The organism is Paenibacillus sp. P36, assembly GCF_045866505.1.
Classification (GTDB): Bacteria; Bacillota; Bacilli; order Paenibacillales; family NBRC-103111; genus Paenibacillus_E; species Paenibacillus_E chondroitinus.
In genome coordinates this window covers 5,387,582-5,407,663 of record NZ_AP038372.1, presented here as the reverse complement: position 1 = coordinate 5,407,663, position 20,082 = coordinate 5,387,582, and the positions used below count along the sequence as shown (strand labels likewise).

The following is a 20,082-nucleotide window of genomic DNA, read 5'->3' as shown; positions in this document are numbered from 1 at the left end:
ATGAGGTATGCGAATTTTACACACGGGTGACTGGCATTTTGGCCGAACGTTGGAAGGACGAAGCCGTCTGGAGGAGCAGTCCGCTTTTGTGGATGAGCTGGTAGGTATTGTACAAGACCAAGAGATTGACTTGGTTTTGATCGCCGGCGATGTCTATGACAGTGTCAATCCTCCGGCAGCTGCGGAACAGCTTTTTTATGAGAGTATGGCCCGTCTCGCCGATGGCGGCAAACGTCATGTAGCCATCATCGCAGGCAACCATGACCATCCGGATCGCGTCGCTGCAGCAGCACCGCTTGCGGGAAAACAAAACATAACATTGATCGGTTTGCCTGTGCCTGAGATTCAATCGATAGGAATCGCTCGAACGGGCGAGCTTGCTCGTCTGATTGCACTGCCGTATCCATCGGAGTCGCGTCTTAAGGAGCTGCTCTCGGATGTAGCGGAGGAGGAAGCGCTGCGGAGCAAGTATTCCGAACGAGTGGGGGCGCTTATTCGTAAACAGGCCGCTGCTTTTGAAGCGGGGACGGTTAATTTGATCATGAGTCACCTCTATGTGCTCGGAGGCCTCGAAACGGAATCGGAACGACCGATTCAAGTGGGCGGAGCATACACCGTAGATACAACAGCGCTGACAGCAGGGGCGCAGTACGTAGCGCTAGGGCATTTGCACAGACCGCAGAATGTAAAAGCATCTTCACCGATCCGCTATTGCGGATCGCCAATTGCCTATAGCTTCTCGGAGGCCGGACAAGCCAAGTCCGTAACGGTGCTCGATCTGCAGCCTGGACAGGCGGCTGAGCCGAAGGAAATTTTTCTGACCTCTGGACGCCCGCTCGTCAGTTGGAAAGCTAAAGAGGGGATCGGGCAAGTTCACCAATGGCTGGAAGAGAAACGGGATGCTTCCGCATGGATCGACTTGGAGATCAACATGACGGAAGCGATGTCGATTGAACAAATTCAATCGCTGCGCAAAGCGTATGACGGTTTCATACACATTCGGCCCATTTATCCGGAGATGGAGGCAGTCAGGGCAGCAGCGCCGAAGGCGGATTTGTCCATGGAGGAGCACTTCACACGCTTCTACTCCCGGCAAACCGGAGGCGCCCAGCCAGAGCCTGAGCTGATTCGGCTGTTCTTGGAGCTGCTGGAGGAAAAGGAACAACTAGGAGGACCTGAATATGCGTCCAATTGAGCTGCAAATGTCCGGGCTCCAAAGCTATCGTGAACTGCAAACGATTGATTTTAACCAGCTGGTAGGAGCGGGTGTGTTCGGTATTTTTGGACCGACAGGGAGCGGGAAATCATCCATTCTCGATGCCATCACGCTATCTTTGTACGGTAAAGTCGAGCGGGCCAGCGGCGGCACGCAAGCAATCATGAATCATGCAGAGCAGACGCTGTTCGTTTCTTTCACTTTTGAGCTCACGAATGCAGCGGGCACCGAACGTTATCGCGTAGAGCGGCAATTCAAGCGCGGCACGGAAATGTCCATTAACGGAACGATCGCCCGATTATTGCATTTGCAAGACAAGGAGACGATTGTACTTGCGGATAAAGCGGGTGAAGTCAATCAGAAAGTGCTGCATATTCTCGGGTTGTCTATGCAGGATTTTACGAGAGCCGTCGTGCTGCCACAAGGAAAATTCGCTGAGTTTCTGACGTTGACTGGCAAAGATCGCAGGCAAATGCTGCAAAGGCTTTTTCATCTTGAACAGTACGGGGATCAGTTGAGCGCCAAAGTAAGCTTCAAAGTGAAAGAAACGGATAGCCTGGTGAAACAGCTTGCGGCCGAACAGATAGGCTTAGGCGACGCTTCGGAGCAAGCGCTGCAAGCAGCGGGTGAACGGCTTCAAGAAGCTGAAAGCGAAGCGGTGAAAAGCCGCCTGCACTTGAATGAACAGGAAAAGTGTTATGAGGAGCACAAGCAGATTTATCATTGGCAGCAGGAACAAACCGTGCTTGAATCGGAAGCGCAAAAACTGCAGGAGCAAGAGCCGCAAATACGCGAGAAAGAGCTTCTCTTGGGGCATGCGGAGAAAGCTGAAAAAGTTAAACCTTATCTGGAACAGCATGAATTAGCTGTCAAAGACGTCACAGGCGGCCAGTCGAAGTTGGAGGCTGCAAAAGCGGGCCAACAAGCAACAGAGGCAGCGTACCAGCAAGCAACGGAGCGATATGAACAAGCACAGCAAGAGCTTTCGTTGAAGGAAGGTCCTCTGTTACTGAGGTTAGACCAATTGCAGCAGGCATTAGTTATTCAGCAGGAGCTGGATCAAGTTGACCAGCAAGTGAACCTTGCCCAGCTCCAAGAAAATGAAGTGAAAACTGCGTTAGCAGCGCTGCAAATAGATCTAAAGAAGAGTAATGAGACGAAGCAAAAAGCGATTTTAAAACAATCGGAACTGAAGGAACAACTCAAGCAGGTGGAGACCAATACGGCGACTACGCAGCTGTTACATAAAGCACTTCAGGAGAAAAAGGCGATTGAACAGCTCCAGCTGCAGAAGGAAGACGCTCAAAAGTCGTTCGAAGAGAGAGGGCGTTCGCATGCTGCGATTGAGCAAAATCAATTGCAGCTAGCCGGTAAACAGAAAGCAATGATGGACAAGCTGCACGGATGGCTCCAACGTTCAAGTGAAGTCAGCTCGGAGGGGCAGCAGCAGAATGTTTTATCCCATGCCTTTATTCCTGCCTTGCAAGATGAGCTGGCGCAAATGAAGCAGCGTTGGAAAAGGCAAGAACGTCATGCGCTTGCCGCTATTTTGGCCGGTGAGCTAACGGATGGAGAACAATGTCCAGTGTGCGGAGCAACCGAGCATCCTTCCAAGCACATCCCATCGGCAGAACTGGCGAATGGAGAAGATATCGAGCTGCAGCTTCAACATGGGGAAGCACTGCTTCAACGGGTCAAGGAGCGATTATATACCCATGAGCAGCGTTTAAATCGAATGACAGCTGTTATGCAGCAAGCTGTTGAATTGGCGTCGCAACCATCACAATCACCACTGGCTGACCACGAGGTTGGGCAAGTCTGGAAGGAAGCGGCGGCAGGTCTGGAAGGAGCTGTATCTCCCCGTGTGGCTGAGTCGCATGAAGAATCTGGACTCTCCGGCTTGGAACATCGATGGATGGAAATGGAAAAAGAATGGGGAGTGATCATCTCCCGTGCGGATGAATTCGAACAGTCGTTTCAAGTTTTATCCAAAGAGTATAGTGCACTAGAGCAACAAACTGTGCAAGCAGCCGCGCAGCAGCAAGCAGCTGCGAGTCTATTAACTGAAGCGGAAGCTAGACTGACAGCTGTCCAAACAACAATGAACGAACGATTGAAGCAGTGGCAGGTTAGATATGCTGAGCTTTCTTGGGAAGAGATTGATCAGCAACTAGAACAATTGCTGGCCAAAGAAAGGCTGGCTGAGGAGCTTCGCGCACGCATTGAGAAAAGCGTGCCCTTCCTGGACGAGCTGGCCGTGAAGATCGATGAGCTTCAGCGTGCCGCTGCGGAGCAGGATCGGACCGCCCTGCAGCTGCACGAGCGCCTGCTGGGCCTTGCGCAGCTCGCCGCCGACAAGTCGCGGCAGCTCGCGCAGTTCGCGCAGCGCGCGCCCGGCGCGGCTGTGCCGCAGCTCATCGCGGAGGCGACCTCCGCGCTGGAGCAGCTGCGCCTCGCCGCGCAGCAAACCAAGCTCGCGCACGCTGCTGCGCAGCGCGAGCAGTCCCTGGCGGCGCAGCGCTACAGCGCCGCCGCCGAAGCCGCTGCCGCTGCCGCGCGGCAGCTGGCACAGACGGAGCGCGCGCTGCACGGCGCGCTCGCGGAGAACGGCTTCGCGTCGCGCGAAGCCGCCGTAGCAGCGGCGCTGGCGCCTGAGCAGCGCCGCCAGTGGGCCCAGCTCGCGGCGGAGCACCGCGAGCGCGAGCAGGCGCTGCGCGCCCAGCTGGCGCAGCTGGCAGCGAAGCTGCAGGGCCGCGCGCTGAGCGCGGACGCGTGGGCGCAGACGCAGGCGCTGCTGAGCGCCGCGAAGGCCGCCGCGGAGGCTGCGCTGGAGGCGCGGGCCAAGGCGGCCCAGGGCGCCAGCGAGCTGGCGGCGCGGCACGCGCGGTGGTGCGAGCTCGAAGCGCAGCGCGCGGAGCAGGCGAAGCAGCTGGAGCGGCTGGGCAAGCTGCAAGCTGTGCTGAAGGCGAACGCCTTCGTCGAGTATTTGGCCGAAGAGCAGCTGATGCAGGTCAGCCGCGCTGCTTCTGAGCGGCTGGGTGAATTGACGCGGCGACGGTATGCGATTGAAGTCGACTCCGGCGGCGGGTTTGTCATCCGTGATGATGCCAATGGAGGCGTCAAACGCCCGGTTAGCACACTGTCTGGCGGCGAAACCTTCCTGACTTCGTTAGCCCTGGCGCTCGCGCTCTCTGCGCAAATTCAGCTCAAAGGCGAATATCCGTTGGAATTTTTCTTTCTTGACGAAGGCTTCGGCACTTTGGATCAGGAATTGCTGGATATGGTCATTGGCGCTTTGGAAAAACTTCATATGGACAGCTTGGCGGTGGGCGTCATTTCGCACGTGCCGGAGCTGCGAGCTCGTCTAGCTCGCAAATTAATCGTTCAACCGGCGGAGCCGTCCGGACGTGGAAGCCGTATTGTACTCGAGGAGCAATAGCGCACGAGCCTTTACTATATGTCTTTTGTCTTTATCACAATATGCCTTTTGCCTTTTTTAGTCTCCTTTCCTATGCGTTAGGTAAAATCATCAAGCCGATTCGTACAAGTTGGCATACACTGCTACATCTTTTACGAAGAGGAGAATGGTGAATGGCTACTTTTCATGAGGCTTTGAAACATAAGAATAGAATTTCACCTGTTTTGTTGAAGCGTGCGGAAGTTGTTGCCGTTGGTGTTGGTTATGCGGACCCAAACAAACCTGCACTGGGTTCAGGTGTCGTCGTGTACACCCAGAAGAAAATTGTTCCCTCTAGTATGAACAGCCTCAAGGGCACGCTTGCCAAAGCGGGTTCGTCAGTACCCATTCGGTTTGTTTCTGCTGGCGAATTCAAACGGCATGTAGCAGTTCCAAAACCGAAAGCAGCGAAAATTGGCGGCTATCAAGGTAAACATCGTCCTGTTCCCGGTGGTGTAAGCTTGGGGAAAGTAGATCCGGATTCTACAGGAACAGGCGGCCTTATCGTAACGAAAAACAATCAGCTGTATATTTTGAGCAATAACCATGTACTGGTCAAAAATAATACATCAGCGTCGGTTATAACCGTACAACCTGGCCCCGCGGACGGCGGTCAAGCGCCAGAAGATACGCTAGGAAGGCTCTTTGAGTTCACCAAATTAATCCCTAACGGAGTCAACTTTCAGGATTCTGCGCTTGCAAAGCCAACTTCGAACAGCTTGCTGAATCCGAGATATTTAATCAGTGCATCGGGTCGGCTGATTACGGTGCCAGGTCATGTGAAAACTTACCCTGTCGGTTTGCAGTTAATGAAGTCAGGCCGTACAAGCGGATTTGTCAGAGGAATGATTGAAGCTAATCATGCTGACGTGCGAGTGACTTATGGAGGGGCACTTGGCGATCTGACGTTCCGCAATCAATTGGTCATTCGCGGTACTAAAGGGCCAGTTTCCCTTCCGGGCGATTCTGGATCGGTATGGCTGCGTTCGAGTGATAACTTTGCTGCGGGGCTTAATTTCGCCGGGAGTGATAATGGCATGCTTTCGATCAGTAATCCGATCGATGTCGTCATGTCCCGCTATGGGGTGCGAACCGCTGTTCCTGCGGCCAGAGGCACATTCAAAGCAGGCGTAATTAGAGGGCATGCGGTGCGGGGAAGTCGTCCTCTCGTGAAGCCTCTCTCTGTAGGACAACGCAAACGTATTCGCGCCGTGCGCGTTATTTCGAAGTAAGACAGAGCTGGAAAGGATGCAAGTCCTTTCCGGTTCTTTTTTTTGCCCGTTAGTGCTACTTTCCGCTCATGTCTACGTATGAAGTATAGGCATAGTACTTACCTGAAAGCTGAAGGGAGTTATTTTTTCTTGAAAAAAATATATAAAAGAATCAGCATCCTGTCGCTCGTTGTTGGTGTATTGGCTGCCAGTCTGGCTAGCTCGCCTGCGCCTGCGCATGCAGATATCGTATGGGATCACTGGCAAAAAGCAGAAGCTCTGGTTGCCGGCGGCAATGAGGCGGAGGCTGTCTCGCATTGGCAGTTTCTTGCGGATCACTATGGGAGCTCCGGTGAATGGGAGAATGCAGCGCTTTTTTACGGGAAATTAGCTGCGTATTTCGATGCCACCCGAGATTATGAACAAGCCATCCAGTATTACGAACTGGAAAATGAGTACTGGGTCAAAGCAGGCCGGGATTGGGGAGCCGTTAAGCTGCAGCGTGCGGATCAAATTCGGACAACTGTTGAGCTATATAGACAGGAGCGCGATCAGTCCGCTATTCGGGAGCTAACAGTACCATCGAACGGCAAATTGGCCAAGTTTGAACCCGCCTTCGGTACATATCTGGGGATGTATTCGGAACAAGATCCCAAAGTGGGCAACACCTTTTCGAAGACGGAATCTGTTTATGGTAAAAAGCACGCAATCTATTTGGCCTATGCGCATTGGGGTCAGAACTTTCCGGCTATGTACGCGAAAAGAGCCAAGGAAGCAGGCGGTGCGCTGCAGATCGCTTGGGAGCCTGATGACGGTTTGGATCCGGTAGCGGATGGAGCATATCTGCGGAAATGGGCGCAGGATGCGAAAGCCGCGGGTATCCCGATCTTTTTGCGTTTTGCGGGCGAAATGAATGGCGCTTGGGTCAAATGGCACGGGAACCCCGCTCAATATATCGCGAAATTCCGCATGCTGCATGATGTATTTGCGGCTGAAGCGCCGAATGTGGCGATGGTATGGAGCCCTGGGGACGTTCCTGCGAATGATATCGATCCGTATTATCCGGGTGACGACTATGTTGACTGGGTTGGCGTCAGTTTATATATTGAGCCTTATGAAAACGGAGACCCGTCGCTGCCTTCTATGTTAGCTACAAGTAATGTGGAGAGACTGACAAGGCTATACAACACGTATTCCGATCGGAAGCCGTTAATGCTTAGTGAAACGGGAGTTCCGCACTACCAGTATGCGGCTGGAGAAGATTTTACAGAATGGGCGAAGCTGAATTTGCAGCGGCTTTATGAAATTATGCCCTACAAATATCCGAGACTAAAAGCCATTACTTACTTTAATGTGAATCAAGGAATGAATAACGCCAAAAATGATTACTCCTTGTCCAGCTCATCAGATATCCAAAATTACTACTCCAATCTGATTGCCAATCCCTATTTGCTCTCGAAAGTGAGCGATTCCGTTCAGCCGGCGGATGGGGTTGGGTATGTACCGGTCGATGCGGACCATCAGTCCTTTACGAAAAAAACCAAATTCGTCCCTTTTATCAAAATACCCGAGGTTTACATAGGGAAAGTCGAATATATTCTCAACGGACGAGTCATTGCTGCTCAAACTGAACTGCCCTATGGATTGGAATTGCGTGCTGGAGAAGTTCCCGAAGGCTCTGTTCTTCAAATCCGTGTGTCAAACAAAGCAGGCAAGCAAGTCTCCCTACGTACTTTTGGCATATCATCTCAGGTTTCTGTCGAGATTGATGGAAAAGATCAAGTTTTCGAACAGGCTCCGGCCATCGTTAATGGATCTACATTCACACCGCTTCGCGCCATCTTTGAAGCCATGGGAGCGAAAGTGGAGTACGAAGCAGCAACAAGAACAGTGAACGCCAAAAAAGGAAACACAACTGTACGCTTAACGCTTGATCAGAAAACGGTCTATGTGAACGGTAAAGCCGTTCAGCTGGAAGAGCCCGCGCGGCTCGTAAATGGCTATACACTTGCTCCAGCTAGATTCGTGGGAGAAACATTTGGCGGCAAAGTGGCTTGGGATGGCGGCAGCCGGACGGTCACCATTTCAACAAAATAGCGCCAGGTAACAAAAAAGGCTCCAGCCTTGACTTAACGTCAGTGCTGGAGCCTTTTTCATAGTTTTATACGCTTTGAAGAGCTTGCTCTACTTCTTGAACAACCGCTAAGGCAGCCGTGCGTGCGCTTGAGAATGCACGTTCTGCGAGTTCTCCTTTGCCCGTACAACCGTCTCCGCAGAAGTAGAAAGGCACATTTTCGACGCGAATAGGGAGGAGATGGTTCGTCGAAATGTTTTTGACGCTGGATACCATCGCTTTCTTGGACACCCTTTTCACCGCAGTGAAATCGCGCCAGCCCGGATAATGCTTATCGAACAAAGCTTCCATCTGTGTATTTTTATTCTCGAGATAGGATTTGCGTTGTTCGTCGCTTTCGAACTGATCGCTCAAGTAGGCGATACCTTGCAGCAGCTGTCCGCCTTCCGGCACTAACGTGTGATCCGTTGCGGAAACATCGCTGATAAAAAGCTTGTTGTCCATGTCGCTAATATAGCTGAACGGTCTTGCAACCACCTTGCTAAGTCCTACGTCGTATACCATAACTTCAGTCGCCGTGTTGGACTCATATGGCGCCAAGAAAGGCTCCCAAGCCGTGCCTTTCAGCAATTTGACGACTTGCTGTACCGGCATGGCAAAAATCACTTTATCAAAGGATTCTTCCCGGTTTTTCGTTTGAAGAACGAATTTGCGGTCTGCATAACGCAAGCTTTCCACGCCTTCTTGAATGGCGATTTCCCATCTGCCTGATGTTGTGAGTTTTTGCTTAAGTTGGTTGGTGATGACGGCCCAGCTTCCAAGGATATAGTTAACCGGTTTGGAAGAAAGGAACAGGTTATGGTAGTACTCGCTGATCACCGCGCCGGATACATTGCGCGCATCTTCAGGAGTGATGAAGAAGTTGGAGCAAACGAGATGTTCCCACAGCTCTTTGACATCTTCGTCCGCATTGGATTCAGCCAGATAATCAGCTAAAGTAGCATAATTTTTCAAATTATGAATGTTTGCAATAATGGCGGCAATTTCCCCGACGAATCGAACTTTCTGCGCTGTGCTAAGCAAATCCGTTTTGAGAAGGTTGATGGCATCTAGCGGAGCGGTAGTCAGTTGATTGTGTTTCGCATAAACGACCTTTCGTTTATCAACTTGTTTGGATGAGAAAGACAAACCCAATTCTCGTTCCATGTTCGTGATGGTATGACGATCTATTCCATAAATGGCATGCGCGCCGTAGTTAAGTGTGAATCCTGCTTTTTCATAAGTAAATGCACGGCCTCCAAGCTGCGGACTGCGCTCAAAAAGGATACCTTCAATATGCGGATTCTCCGATAAATAAGCGGCCGCGGTTAATCCGGCTAAGCCTCCACCAATAATAGCTACTTTCATTTTGTGTTCCTCCTTGGGGACTGGTTCTAGCTGCAGCGGTGCGTTAGGCTCGCTTACACGAATGCCTACCCACATCCAAGCTAAGTTGTTTTTCATCATATCGACTAAATCAGAATGCTCCTGGTTGCACCAAGTGCGAATCGTGCCGTTATACATGCACACGAGCAGTTCTACTTTTTTCGGTTCAGGCAGCCAATGCAGCAAGCTCTCAGAGAGTACATTCAGCTGACGCTGTTCCTCCGTTTTTACGGTTTCATTTTGTAAGGATAAGGCTTGTAAACTACGGATGAGAAGTGGTGAAACGCGAATATTAGACGCTAAGTCTAAAAATAGGCGGTTGATATGCCCTTCAAGCGACTGCACCTTGGAAGGAGTCATTTTCACCCATTCCTGAATCAGTTGGATTTGTTTGCTGTAAAGGTCGGCGATGATGGCGTCTTTACTTTTAAAATAATGGTAAAAAGTACCTTTGGACGTTCCGGTTGCTGCAATAATGTCGTCAACAGACACGTTCTCGTAGCCTTTTTCCATAAACATCGATAAGGCGACGTCCATCATGACATCACGCTTTTTGCGGGTGGTTGCCCTCATGAATTGGCTCATCCGCTCACTCCATTCCAACTATCGATTTATTCCTATTATATGCAAAATTAGACCGATAGTCTACAAGCGAATTGACCGATGTATAAATTGTTTATCAGGAAAAAACAATCTAAATGATTGTTTACCGTGTGATGGTGATATCCGTAGTCTATACTTCTTGTTAGAACCACATGAGAGGATGAATTTTACACTTGACCAAAGAAGAATTAGGCTGGAATTTATTTTTTGAAAAAGCATTTGAACCTTACCAGGAAGAAGGATACCAAGCTGGACGTGTATCCTTGGAACATAAACATATGTACCGCGTTCAAACAGAATCCGGTGAAGCACTCGCAGAGGTTTCAGGGAAGATGCGGCATCTTGCCGTGCGTCGCGAAGACTACCCCGCTGTAGGTGATTGGGTTGTTGTCTCTGTGCGTGAAGAGGAACAACGGGCAACCATCCATGCTGTTCTGCCGCGCAAGAGTAAGTTTTCCCGGAAAGTTGCCGGTCAAGTCACGGAAGAGCAAATTGTCGCTACTAACGTAGATACTGTATTTCTGGTAACTGCGTTAAATCTGGATTTTAATGTTCGGCGTATAGAACGGTATTTGGTGCTCGCTTGGGAAAGCGGGGCTAATCCCGTAGTTGTCCTTAGCAAAGCGGACTTATGCGAAGATCCGGAAGCACTTGCGGCGGAGGTAGCGGCAGTTGCGGTAGGTGTACCTATTCATATCATCAGCTCTGCCGAAAACAGAGGACTTGAAGAATTGGCTGCTTATGTAACACCTGGTCAAACAGTTGCGCTGCTCGGATCTTCAGGTGTGGGCAAATCTACCTTAGTGAATCGCATTTATGGCAAAGAAATTTTAGAAACGGGAGATATCCGTGAAGGCGATGACAAAGGGAAGCATACGACGACTCACCGCGAATTGATTACGCTGCCTGGAGGAGGTATCCTCATCGACACGCCCGGCATGCGCGAACTGCAGCTATGGGATGCCTCAGAGGGTTTGAGCACTTCCTTCCAAGACATTGAAGAGCTGGCAGAGCAGTGTTATTTCCAGGATTGCAGACATGAGAATGAACCCAAATGTGCTGTAAAAGGCGCATTGGAGGATGGCACACTTCCGCAAGAACGGTTTTCCAACTATATAAAATTGCAGAAGGAGCTCGCTTATTTGGCGCGCAAAGAGGATAAAGGGCTTCAAGCTGCCGAGAAAGCGAAATGGAAGAAGATCCATCAGTCTTTGAAAAGCCAAATCAATCGTTAAGCTGTTTGCAAATCATTCATGTGTGCAAAGTAGCCTTTTGCCTATAGCTGAATATGCTGTAGAAAAAAGGAGGCATGAGCCCATGAAACATCCTGAAATTCATGAGATTTGCAAAAAACATATGTACCGTTATGTCAGTGTAACGATGACGAACGGTGCCGTTTATGATGGCATTGTCGAGAATGTGGATGACGACAATTTATACTTAGCTGTGCCAATCGGCGGTATGGATCATGAACAAATGAGAGCATTCCTGCCCTACGGCGGTTATCCGTTTCCCTTTTATGGCTACCCGTACCCTGGTTACGGATATGGATTTGGACGCCGGAGATTTGCAAGGCAAGTACTGCCATTAGCCGGTTTACTAGCTTTATCATTACTTCCTTATTATTAATAGAAATCCAATTTTTATTGAGAAATCTCGCCTTGCAGCTGCGGGGTTTCTTTTTTTTGCTATTGTTCCTTGTAATAGGACGGAATGGGTTGGATTTTTTCACGTATTTCCGATAAAATTAAACGTATAGATGTTTAAGAAATTGGAGGGACTAGCCCATTTATGAGTGATTGTATTTTTTGCAAAATTGTTGCGGGGGAATTGCCCTCGAAAAAGGTGTTTGAGAATGAGGAAATTCTAGCATTTCATGACATTCAACCAGCCGCCCCGATCCATGTGCTTATTATTCCTAAGAAACACATCGCCTCACTAGCAGATGCTCAAGCGGAAGATTGGTCTACTATTGGGCAAATGCAAGCGGCTGCGGCGCAAGTTGCTAGAGAACTAGACGTTGAAGAGTCAGGTTATCGTGTCATCACAAATGTGGGTGCAAATGCGGGACAGATTGTTCACCATATCCATTATCACTTGATGGGCGGGGCGCGTTTAGCTCCTTTAGGCGTACATAATTAGGGTTAACTTTAGGGAAACCTAACTATTCGATTGACACCCTAATTACTATCACCTATAATGAGATTTGATGAACCGTTTGATCCTAGATGGTCTGTTCGGAGGGAGGGAAATCTGTTGTCAGAAACTCGAGTTCGTAAGAACGAAACTATAGATGCTGCACTTCGTCGCTTTAAGCGTTCCATCGCTAAGGATGGCATTCTAGCAGAAGTTAAGAAACGTAAACATTATGACAAGCCTAGCGTTAAGCGTAAGCTTAAATCTGAGGCTGCTCGCAAGAGAAAGTTCTAGGAGGCAATATGAGCTTAAGCGATCGATTGAACGAAGATATGAAGCAAGCGATGAAGAGTCAGGACAAGTTCAAACTCTCTGTAATTCGAATGGTTAGATCAACAATTAAGAATTCTGAGATTGATCTGAAAAGATCCTTAGATGACAATGAAGTGCTTGACGTACTAACTCGTGAAATCAAGCAGCGTAAGGATTCCCTCCAAGAATTTACGAAGGCCGGCAGAGATGATTTGGCCGAGAACCTGCAGGCAGAACTTGTCATTCTAGCTGAGTACATGCCGCAACAGCTTTCTGAGGAAGAAGTGAAAGCCATTGTACAGCAGACCATCCAGCAAATTGGTGCTTCTTCCAAAGCGGATATGGGCAAAGTGATGACGGCATTGATGCCACAGGTTAAAGGACGCGCTGATGGTAAGCTTATAAATCAGTTGGTCCAACAATTATTGGGATAATACTTAATTATGTTTGAATGACAAGACCGAGCGGATACAATATCCTCTCGGTCTTTTTATTTTCCGGCAAAACGAAACAGTTTATTGGGTAAGACGTACATATTAATGATAAGGAACAATCAGGAAAGGAGTGGAAGATGATGTTTGCAGAAAACTTATCGGCCTTTCTGACCCATCCCGTTACTGCGACCGTGTTATTGATGGTCGGTATTATTGGAATTGCTTTAGAGCTTCTTTTTTTCAGCAGCGGTTTACTTGCGTTAGCAGGGGTAGCTGGTTTTGCACTTTATTTTCTCGGGTTTTACTTGGCGGGGTTTGCCGGGTTCGGCGACTTGGCCGTGTTTGGGATTGGCTTAGTGCTTCTTATCTTGGAACTGGTCGTTCCCAGTTTCGGGATTCTGAGTGTGCTGGGTGCCATATGCCTTTTTGGCGGGGTGCTGCTCGCTTCTTCGAACCCTATGGATGCCGCGGTCATGCTGGGAATCGCGTTATTGGTTGCCATCGTTGTCATTGCCTTTGCCATTAAAACTTTTAAACACCGCGGGGTGTGGAATCGTTTTATTTTGAAGGAGCAGCTGACAACGGACAAGGGCTTTACGTCCAGCCCGGACAGAACGCATTTAATAGGGCTTACCGGGCAAGCGGTAACGCCATTGCGGCCGGCTGGCACAGCGATCATTCATGGAGAACGCGTAGATGTCGTGACGGACGGGAGCTTTATTTCGAATGCCAAGGAAATTATCGTTGTAGAGGTTGAAGGAGCCCGTGTTGTTGTGCGAGAGATTGAAACTAATCATGCAAATCATCTTTAGGAGGTAAAATGAATGAATATTGAACCAGGGTTATATTTGGTACTGCTTGCAGCTATCATCATTATTGCGCTTTCAATACTGCTCAGTGTTGTTCCGGTTATGTTGTGGATTTCAGCCCTAGCATCAGGAGTGCGGATTAGCATTATTACTTTAATCGCCATGAGACTGCGCCGTGTTACACCAAGCAGAATCGTGAACCCGATGATTAAAGCGACCAAAGCCGGTCTTGATTTAAGCATTAATCAGTTGGAAAGCCACTTCCTTGCCGGCGGTAATGTCGACAGAGTTGTGAACGCTCTGATTGCCGCCCATAGGGCCAAAATCCATTTGGAGTTTGAACGTGCGGCAGCAATCGATTTGGCGGGCCGTGATGTGCTGCAAGCCGTACAGATGAGTGTCAATCCACGTGTCATTGAAACTCCGAATGTTTCAGCAGTTGCCAAGAACGGGATTGAAGTCAAGGTTATTGCCAGAGTAACGGTACGCGCTAATATCGAACGTTTAGTCGGCGGCGCCGGGGAAGAAACCATCATTGCCCGTGTCGGCGAGGGGATTGTTACCACGGTTGGTTCCAGCGATTCACATAAAGATGTTCTTGAGAATCCGGATCTGATTTCCCGCACGGTTCTTGGCAAAGGATTGGATGCCGGTACGGCTTTTGAAATTCTGTCTATCGATATTGCAGACGTTGATGTTGGGAAAAACATCGGTGCACATCTGCAAACGGAACAAGCGGAAGCTGACAAGCGTATCGCCCAAGCGAAAGCCGAGGAAAGACGGGCCATGGCGGTTGCGGCTGAACAGGAGATGAAAGCTAAGGTCGTAGAGATGCGTGCGAAAGTAGTTGAATCGGAATCGCAGGTGCCTCTTGCGATGTCAGAAGCACTGCGTAGCGGCAAACTCGGGGTCATGGACTATATGAATCTCAAAAATATTGATGCAGACACCCAAATGCGCGCAACGCTCGGTAAAATTAACGACGGGAAGAGCGAGAAAGACTCCTAGGCATGAGGTGATTGCGTGGAACAGCTCATTGTATTTTTATTTAAACATTGGTATTTGGTTATTATTGCGATTACTTTTTTGTATCAACTTCAGAACAAAGGGCGCCGAGCGAGTCAAAAAGGGCAGCGAATGGGCATGCCGACATTTGGGGAGTCCCCTGGCCAAGCTCAGAGGCGTCCTGAGGCCAGGGAGCTGGAGCGGAAGGTCAATGCTCCATCCCAGCCTTCTGGAGGCTTACGAGACGAACTCCGTCGTCCTAGCGCGTCTCAAAATCCATCGTCTAATCCGAAGACGAAAGGTTCTCCTTTCAGTTCTCCCAAGCAGGCGGAAATAGGCGGCTCGTCCGTATATGCTGGTGATCTTACAGCACCAGCTCCATTTCCAGAGTCACCTAACCAAGATCAGCTTCTGCAAGGTGTAGTGTGGGCCGAAATTCTGGGCCCTCCACGGTCAAAAAAGCCTTATCGCAGATAGCAGCCAAAGCAGCAGGCACCTCTCTCGAGCATTCGGGAAAGGTGCTTTTTGTTTTCCAGTTTTTTCACATAAATCCCGGGCAAACCGCATAATTTGGTAGAAAGCTATGCGACTTTTCTGTCGTTATGATCATCCAGTCAGAGGGGGTAGTGCCCAGCTATGCGTCGCTTGAGCCGCAAATGGAACCAGTTCACGGCCAAAATTCTGGATCTTCCCCAGGATGTGGTGCAGGACTTGCCGCGAATCACGATGATCGGCAACGTGCAGCTTTATGTGGAGAATCACCGGGGCGTACTCCATTTTTCCAGTGAAAACTTAAAGCTTGAATTAACGAAAGGGACGCTAGAAGTGTTCGGTAAAAACTTGGTCATTCGAGCGATTCTCTCGGAGGAAGTTTTTATTGAAGGCTTGATCGATGATGTCAGATATATACCATAGATGAAAGACCAGGAAGGGGAGCTGGGTTATGAAACAATCGATGTTCATTGCCCGTTTGCGCGGGTATGTGCGCATTCAAATTCGGGGAACTGGATGTGAAAAGTTGATTAATCCCATGATGGAGAAGGCGTTCTCCATTTGGGATATTCAAGCTGCCGAGGACGGCAAGCTCGAACTTAATATTCTGATTAAAGATTTCTTCAAGCTTAAGCCGCTGCTCAAACGGACAGGCTGCCGGGTGCATGTCCTAGAGCGGTACGGGCTTCCTTTTTTCATGGAGAGATTGGGACGCAGGAAGGTCTTTCTTGGCGGGATAGCCGCATTTATTATCGGGCTATACGTATTGACCTCCCTCGTCTGGCAAATTACCGTGGAGGGCAATGACCGGATCTCGGAAGCGGAAATTTTGCAAGCGGCCTCCAAACAAGGCATTCATATGTATCAGTGGAAATTCCGGCTGAAAAAGGCGGAGGATTTGTCGCGAGAGATACAAGGGATGCTGCCTGGAACAGCATGGGTTGGCGTCGAAATACGCGGTACTCATATCACCATTAAAGTCGTCGAAGCGACGATACCGGATAAACCGGGTCTTAAGAATCCGCGAAATCTCGTTGCCACTAAAAACGCGCTTGTGACAGAGATTTTATCTGAGAAAGGCAAACCGATGGTCAAGCCCAATACGTATGTGAAAAAAGGGGACGTGCTTATTTCGGGCACGATCGGAGATGAGCAGAATAGCCAAGTGGTCGTTGCTAGCGGGAAGGTAAGAGGCGTCGTTTGGTATACCTCCCGAATCGAATCGCCGCTTACGAAAACCTATAAAGCATATACGGGAGAAGCGACTAATCGCAATTATCTTGTTTTCGGTACGAGAGCTTTACAAGTTAGCGGTTATGGAAAACTGGGATATGAGCATTTTGAAACGATTCCGGAACGTAAAACTTTGGCCTGGCGCTCTTTTACATTGCCTATCGGTTGGCTGCATGAAAAGGTCATGGAGGTTGAAATCGTAGAAGAGCCCATTGATCCCGCGATCGCGAAAAAGACAGGCCTGGAGCAGGCTAGAGCGAAGTTACTCGGCGCTACTGGGCCAGATGCTAGACTCGTAGGTGAAAAAATTTTGCATGAAAAATCAGAGAATGGTAAAATTTATATAGACGTGCATTTTGAAGTCGAAGAAAATATCGCCGAAGAGCAACCAATTGTCATACGAGGAGAATGAGACCTGTTGGTAGAAAACGCACAATCCGTAAAACTAACATTGAAAAACCCGAACGAAGGGCTGGCATTGTTTGGTCCCCAGGACAAGTTTCTGCATGTGATTGAGAGAGAGATTAACGCGCAAATTTTTACGCGTGAAGCCGAAATAACGATTCAAGGTCCGGCTGCGGAAGTGAATTCGCTTCAGCAGCTTTTTGAGGTTCTTCTGCAGCTTATCCGCAATAACTACACGTTGACAGAGCGGGATGTGCTGTATGCCGTTGAGCTCGCCAAGCAGATGAAAGCGGATCAATTGCTGGATTTGTTCAAAGGTGAGATTACGACTACGCACCGCGGTAAACCGATTCGCGTCAAAACGATTGGACAGCGGAAATACGTAGAGACGATCAAGAAGAAGGATATCGTATTTGGGATTGGACCTGCCGGTACAGGCAAAACCTATTTGGCTGTCGTACTCGCCGTTACGCGTCTGAAAGAAGGCGCTGTCAAAAGAATCATTTTAACACGGCCGGCGGTTGAAGCAGGAGAAAGTCTGGGCTTTTTGCCCGGCGATCTACAGGAAAAAGTTGACCCCTATTTGCGCCCATTGTATGATGCTCTTAATGATGTCTTGGGACCTGATCAGGTAGCGAAATCTTTAGAGCGCGGTCTGATCGAGATTGCTCCTCTGGCGTATATGCGCGGGAGAACTCTGGACGATTCATTTATTATCCTAGATGAAGCCCAAAATACGACACCTGAACAAATGAAAATGTTTCTGACACGGCTCGGTTTCGGATCCAAAATGGTCATTACCGGTGACGTAACGCAAATCGATTTGCCCCGCGGCAAGTCATCAGGACTTGTAGAAGTTGCTCGAATTCTTGATGGGATTGAGGAGCTTGGCTTTATTTACTTTGATGAGCAGGACGTTGTGAGACATTCACTCGTTCAGAAGATCATTGTGGCCTACAATGCTGAGAAGGAAAAGTAACTGTGCTGGTTTGTCAGGTAGAGAGGAATGACCTTCCGTGATGAAAAATGAAGTGCAAATGAAAGGTAAATTTCATTACCAGCTGAACGGATGGAAATACAGTACGGGCATTCGGATACTGTTGTTTCTCTTGCTGGCTTTAGTTTTCTATATATCTCTTTATGCAAAGCTTGTTCCTCAGGTCTATGACATTGAGCTGGGAACTACCAGTGAAACCACGATTTATGCGCCAAGGCAAATTGAGAACGCGATTGCAACGGAACAAGCGAAAGAAGATGCGGCTAAGCGGGTTCAGCCTGTTTATCGCATCGTAAATCTCAAGAATGATGCGATGATTGACGCCATTTATGATAAATTATTACAAATTAATGCCGATGATGAAGTAAAGTTCGATGACAAAGTAAGCATTTTCCGTCGTGTCATTCCGCAGTTGATCAGTGATTTGGAGAATCAGTCGATCAAATCGCTCAGCACAAGCGCTCAGTACAATGAAACGCTGATTGAGCAGATTCAACAGAGCTTAGCTGAGCAGCAGTATCCGCTGCCTGAGGAGTCTTACTTCAAGCTTCCCCGATTAACGAAGGATGACTTGACGGCGATGCTCCCTGTAACCAAGGATATCGTTGCGAAATTGATGAACGATCAAATTCTTGACGCTCAGACGGCAAGGGCCAAAGTTGCCGAGATGGTGAATACGTCGAACCTGGCGAAAAATACGATGCGCGAAATGGTTACAGAGATTGCCCGGGCCGTTATTACGCCGAATAAGTTCTTTGATCAGAAGGGTACCGATGATGCCAAAGGACAAGCTAGGGAGAATGTTAAGCCGGTGTACATCAACAAAAATGATGTGCTCGTGAAGGTCGGAGATGTCATCACCGAAGAGATTTATGCAAGACTGGACAAACTGGAATTGCTCAAAAGTAAAGCGAATCACTTGCCCCAAATTGGTTTAGCGATTCTCTCCGCTTTATTGTCTTTTGTTGTTTCTATGTTCGTTCGGCAGAGCCAGCTAGCTATTAAATACAATAACTCTCAGCTTCTGATGCTGATTTTGATTTTTTTAATCAATATCACGTGTATGAAAATCATCTCACTTGTCCAAAACTTGGACTATCCGTTTATCGGTTACCTGGCACCGACTGCATTAGGAAGTATTCTGATTGCCATTTTATTGGATTCTCCGTTGGCTTTTATTTCATCGGTCTTATTCTCTCTAATGGCAAGTATTATTTTTAATGCGGAGCATACGCTTCTTTTTGACTTCCGGTACGGATTAGTGTCCTTGGTTATTTGTTTCAGTGCGGTATTTACGATTCAACGAGCCAGTCAGCGCGCTACAATCTTGAAAGCAGGCCTGATGATTGCCTTTTTCGCAATGCTTACAATCACTTCCATGCTGCTTCTGGAAGATCATTTCCAGCAGCGCGAAGCGATCTTTTCGCTTTCTTTTGCCGCTGCAGGCGGATTATTAACGGTTGTTTTCGTTATTGGCTTGCTGCCGTTTTTCGAGGTTGCCTTCGGCATTCTTTCACCGCTTAAACTGGTGGAGCTTTCGAACCCGAATCATCCCTTGCTGCGGAAGCTGCTTACGGAGACACCTGGAACGTACCATCACAGTGTCATGGTCGGCAATTTATCTGAGGCGGCTGCTGAATCCATCGGTGCAGACGGACTTCTCTGCAGAGTCGGCTCTTATTATCACGATATCGGCAAGACGAAGAGACCAAGTTATTTTATCGAAAATCAGACCAATATTGAGAACCCGCATGACCGCATTGATCCGAATTTAAGCAAATCCATCATTATCGCCCATCCTCGTGATGGCGTTGAGATGCTGAAGGATTACAAAATGCCCAAAGCGATCAGAGATATTGCGGAACAGCATCACGGCACAACGCTGCTGCATTTTTTCTATCACAAAGCAGTAAAACAAGCCGAAGAAGAAGGCAGCGAGAAGGAGATCCGCGAAGAGGATTTCCGTTATACGGGGCCGAAAGCACAGTCCAAGGAAGCCGCGATTGTGGGAATTGCTGACAGTGTTGAGGCAGCCGTTCGTTCATTGCGCAATCCAACATTGGAGCAAATCGATTCCATGGTGCACAAAATCATCAAATCCAGATTGGATGATGGCCAATTCAATGAATGTGACATCACGCTCAAGGAACTGGATAAAATCGCCAAAACGTTGAACGAGACCTTGCTGGGTATTTTCCATGCGAGGATCGAGTATCCAAACGAACTGTCGCCTAAGAAAACAGGGACATAATGAATTGACAGGAGGGTGCCGC

At 48.8% G+C, this 20,082-nt stretch carries 17 protein-coding genes; 16 read left to right on the top strand and 1 reads right to left on the bottom strand.

Annotated features, from left to right (window positions below):
• Positions 1-7 precede the first annotated feature (7 nt).
• The 4 genes from ACKTT9_RS24455 to ACKTT9_RS24440 all read left to right on the top strand — a co-directional run bounded on the left by ACKTT9_RS24455 (position 8) and on the right by ACKTT9_RS24440 (position 7,981).
• The gene (locus ACKTT9_RS24455) at positions 8-1,195 is read left to right on the top strand and encodes an exonuclease SbcCD subunit D (protein ID WP_407867944.1); all 1,188 of its coding nucleotides are present in this window, start codon (positions 8-10) and stop codon (positions 1,193-1,195) included.
• Positions 1,182-4,655: an AAA family ATPase gene (locus ACKTT9_RS24450; RefSeq protein ID WP_407867943.1), complete on the top strand. Its 3,474-nt coding sequence runs from the start codon at positions 1,182-1,184 to the stop codon at positions 4,653-4,655. The genes ACKTT9_RS24455 and ACKTT9_RS24450 overlap by 14 nt, the downstream gene beginning before the upstream one ends.
• Before the next feature lie 152 nt (positions 4,656-4,807).
• Positions 4,808-5,905: a hypothetical protein gene (locus tag ACKTT9_RS24445; RefSeq protein WP_407867942.1), complete on the top strand. Its 1,098-nt coding sequence runs from the start codon at positions 4,808-4,810 to the stop codon at positions 5,903-5,905.
• Positions 5,906-6,034: 129 nt separating this feature from the next.
• The gene (locus ACKTT9_RS24440; RefSeq protein ID WP_407867941.1) at positions 6,035-7,981 is read left to right on the top strand and encodes a stalk domain-containing protein; all 1,947 of its coding nucleotides are present in this window, start codon (positions 6,035-6,037) and stop codon (positions 7,979-7,981) included.
• Between the two features lie 64 nt (positions 7,982-8,045).
• Here ACKTT9_RS24440 and ACKTT9_RS24435 read toward each other — a convergent pair whose 3' ends face one another.
• Entirely contained in the window at positions 8,046-9,968 is a 1,923-nt protein-coding gene (locus ACKTT9_RS24435; RefSeq protein WP_407867940.1) for an FAD-dependent oxidoreductase, read from the bottom strand.
• A gap of 191 nt (positions 9,969-10,159) precedes the next feature.
• Here ACKTT9_RS24435 and rsgA point away from each other — a divergent pair, with 191 nt between their 5' ends.
• The 12 genes from rsgA (at position 10,160) to ACKTT9_RS24375 (ending at position 20,060) form a co-directional block, all read left to right on the top strand.
• Positions 10,160-11,221, top strand: a complete 1,062-nt coding sequence (gene rsgA / locus ACKTT9_RS24430; protein WP_407867939.1) for a ribosome small subunit-dependent GTPase A — start codon at positions 10,160-10,162, stop codon at positions 11,219-11,221.
• An 82-nt stretch (positions 11,222-11,303) separates the two neighbouring features.
• Positions 11,304-11,615, top strand: coding sequence for a hypothetical protein (locus ACKTT9_RS24425; protein WP_407867938.1), 312 nt, complete (start codon positions 11,304-11,306; stop codon positions 11,613-11,615).
• A 162-nt stretch (positions 11,616-11,777) separates the two neighbouring features.
• On the top strand, positions 11,778-12,128 hold the full coding sequence (locus tag ACKTT9_RS24420; RefSeq protein WP_127451851.1) for a histidine triad nucleotide-binding protein: 351 nt from the start codon (positions 11,778-11,780) through the stop codon (positions 12,126-12,128).
• Between the two features lie 114 nt (positions 12,129-12,242).
• Positions 12,243-12,416, top strand: a complete 174-nt coding sequence (gene rpsU, locus ACKTT9_RS24415; protein WP_029195880.1) for a 30S ribosomal protein S21 — start codon at positions 12,243-12,245, stop codon at positions 12,414-12,416.
• An 8-nt stretch (positions 12,417-12,424) separates the two neighbouring features.
• Positions 12,425-12,868 carry a GatB/YqeY domain-containing protein gene (locus ACKTT9_RS24410; RefSeq protein ID WP_127451853.1) on the top strand — a complete coding sequence of 148 codons (444 nt, stop codon included), beginning with the start codon at positions 12,425-12,427 and terminating at the stop codon, positions 12,866-12,868.
• A gap of 137 nt (positions 12,869-13,005) precedes the next feature.
• On the top strand, positions 13,006-13,680 hold the full coding sequence (locus ACKTT9_RS24405; RefSeq protein WP_407867937.1) for an NfeD family protein: 675 nt from the start codon (positions 13,006-13,008) through the stop codon (positions 13,678-13,680).
• 12 nt (positions 13,681-13,692) lie between these two features.
• Positions 13,693-14,685, top strand: coding sequence for a flotillin-like protein FloA (gene floA / locus ACKTT9_RS24400; protein WP_407867936.1), 993 nt, complete (start codon positions 13,693-13,695; stop codon positions 14,683-14,685).
• A 15-nt stretch (positions 14,686-14,700) separates the two neighbouring features.
• Positions 14,701-15,159 carry a hypothetical protein gene (locus tag ACKTT9_RS24395; RefSeq protein ID WP_407867935.1) on the top strand — a complete coding sequence of 153 codons (459 nt, stop codon included), beginning with the start codon at positions 14,701-14,703 and terminating at the stop codon, positions 15,157-15,159.
• 159 nt (positions 15,160-15,318) lie between these two features.
• Positions 15,319-15,597, top strand: a complete 279-nt coding sequence (yqfC, locus tag ACKTT9_RS24390; protein WP_145656990.1) for a sporulation protein YqfC — start codon at positions 15,319-15,321, stop codon at positions 15,595-15,597.
• A gap of 28 nt (positions 15,598-15,625) precedes the next feature.
• Positions 15,626-16,819: a sporulation protein YqfD gene (gene yqfD / locus ACKTT9_RS24385; protein WP_407867934.1), complete on the top strand. Its 1,194-nt coding sequence runs from the start codon at positions 15,626-15,628 to the stop codon at positions 16,817-16,819.
• 6 nt (positions 16,820-16,825) lie between these two features.
• On the top strand, positions 16,826-17,791 hold the full coding sequence (locus ACKTT9_RS24380) for a PhoH family protein (protein WP_407867933.1): 966 nt from the start codon (positions 16,826-16,828) through the stop codon (positions 17,789-17,791).
• Positions 17,792-17,831: 40 nt separating this feature from the next.
• Positions 17,832-20,060 carry an HD family phosphohydrolase gene (locus ACKTT9_RS24375; protein ID WP_407873105.1) on the top strand — a complete coding sequence of 743 codons (2,229 nt, stop codon included), beginning with the start codon at positions 17,832-17,834 and terminating at the stop codon, positions 20,058-20,060.
• Positions 20,061-20,082 lie beyond the last annotated feature (22 nt).